This is a genomic window from Flavobacterium caeni, from assembly GCF_900101895.1.
GTDB lineage: Bacteria > Bacteroidota > Bacteroidia > Flavobacteriales > Flavobacteriaceae > Flavobacterium > Flavobacterium caeni.
In genome coordinates this window covers 1-1611 of sequence record NZ_FMVF01000061.1, presented here as the reverse complement: position 1 = coordinate 1611, position 1611 = coordinate 1, and the positions used below count along the sequence as shown (strand labels likewise).

General features: G+C 34.6%; 3 protein-coding genes. All 3 read right to left on the bottom strand.

Features of this window, described 5'->3' with window-relative positions; translation table 11 throughout:
* Positions 1-92: 92 nt before the first annotated feature.
* The gene (locus BLP55_RS16500; RefSeq protein WP_139149807.1) at positions 93-818 is read right to left on the bottom strand and encodes a hypothetical protein; all 726 of its coding nucleotides are present in this window, start codon (positions 816-818) and stop codon (positions 93-95) included.
* Positions 819-980: 162 nt separating this feature from the next.
* Positions 981-1238: a Txe/YoeB family addiction module toxin gene (locus BLP55_RS16495; RefSeq protein ID WP_091147475.1), complete on the bottom strand. Its 258-nt coding sequence runs from the start codon at positions 1236-1238 to the stop codon at positions 981-983.
* Positions 1238-1492: a type II toxin-antitoxin system Phd/YefM family antitoxin gene (locus tag BLP55_RS16490; protein ID WP_091147473.1), complete on the bottom strand. Its 255-nt coding sequence runs from the start codon at positions 1490-1492 to the stop codon at positions 1238-1240. The genes BLP55_RS16495 and BLP55_RS16490 overlap by 1 nt, the downstream gene beginning before the upstream one ends.
* Between the last annotated feature and the right edge of the window lie 119 nt (positions 1493-1611).

The following is a 1611-nucleotide window of genomic DNA, read 5'->3' as shown; positions in this document are numbered from 1 at the left end:
CTCTCTGCCAAGATAGAACTTTCTTCGTGAAAACGAACGTTCCGGCTACGAAAAACCAGCTCTTGCTTAACTGCGCTGTTGGCAGAAGTTTGTTAAAATTCATTACAATCTATTTCATAATTCACTTCAGTTACTTCAGTTTCATCCGTTGCATACGGGATAATTGGGGCGTAGTGAAAAATCGGATTACTCGAATTATAATTTTCAATATACCAGAACTTAATGTTTACTTCAGAATTTGGCCTAGTTCGAATTTCAAACGTTTTAAAACTATCATAAATAAGTTCTGTTCCAAAGTCAAGGTGATTATTATATTCAATTCCAGTTACTAGCGGTGCAGTATGATTATTAAAAACAGTTAGATTAAATTTTATCTTTACAGGTATCCAGGCATTTATGTCTATAATGTTATTTTGCCCTACAATTAAGTTTGACACATCGTAGTCTCTGTAGAACTCTCCTGTCGACGAAACAAATTCAACATAATGATTATTATTTTCAGTTTCGTTAAAAGCAATACGATAAGTTTCATCATTTCGTAAGTTGTAATCAAAATTTAATTGATAATTGCCCTCTGCGTCTGAATATGTTGTTGCAATTTCTTTGGTACAATAATTTGGAGACGGCCCACTACCGCAGTGCCAAACTTTTAATAATTTTATTTCAAAGTTGTTTACGTTCAAACTACGATGGTAATCTTTTACATTGCCTGAAATCGATGTAGGTGAGCCAGGCAATTCGTATCGAACCTCATCTTTTTCACAAGATGTCGAGAAAAGTATTACTGATATGATTAATAAAAAGTTGAATGTTTTCATGTTGTTTTGGGTTTAAATTTCTGCCAACGTTAGGCCGCTTCACGAAGTTGCCGGAAAAGCGGACTGAGTTCTCTCTGCCGAAGATAGACTTTCTTCGTGAAACCGCAACCTCCGGCTACCTAAAACCCGGCAATTTTGTGAAACGGCGGTTAGTTGCCGTAATTAGTCGTAGTGATGCCTACACTTTATAATTTGAATTTCGTCCTCTAGGAATTTGTAAATTAATCGATGTTCATCATCGATCCTTCTCGACCAAAATCCGGCATATTTATGTTTCAAAGGTTCGGGCTTACCAATTCCTTCAAATGGAGTTCTAGAAATGTCTTTTAGCAGATCGTTTATTTTCTTGACTTTCTTTTTATCGATTTTCTGCCAATACAAATAATCTTCCCATGATTCATCGACAAATACATATTTCATTATTCTTCGATTAAATCTTTAGTAAATGATTTGCCATTTTTGAATTTCTCGATAGCCGAATCCAAACGCTTCTCATTTACCCTTGACGATAACTCATAATTCGTTGCCATTAAAGAATTGTATTCTTCAAGTGACATTACAACGATGCCTGAATCCTTTCCTCTGTTAATGATTAGCGTTTCGAAGTTTTTTGCAACTCTATCAAAATAAGTTTTAATATCTTTTCTAAAGTCTGAAATATTAGCTACTACCATAATTTAACAATTTGTACAAATATATGTACAATATTTTGTAATATGTTGTTTGTTGTGTTAAATTATGGCAACTAACGTTTCGCGCATTTGCGTGGTCGCGTCAGCGCGAACTGAGTTCT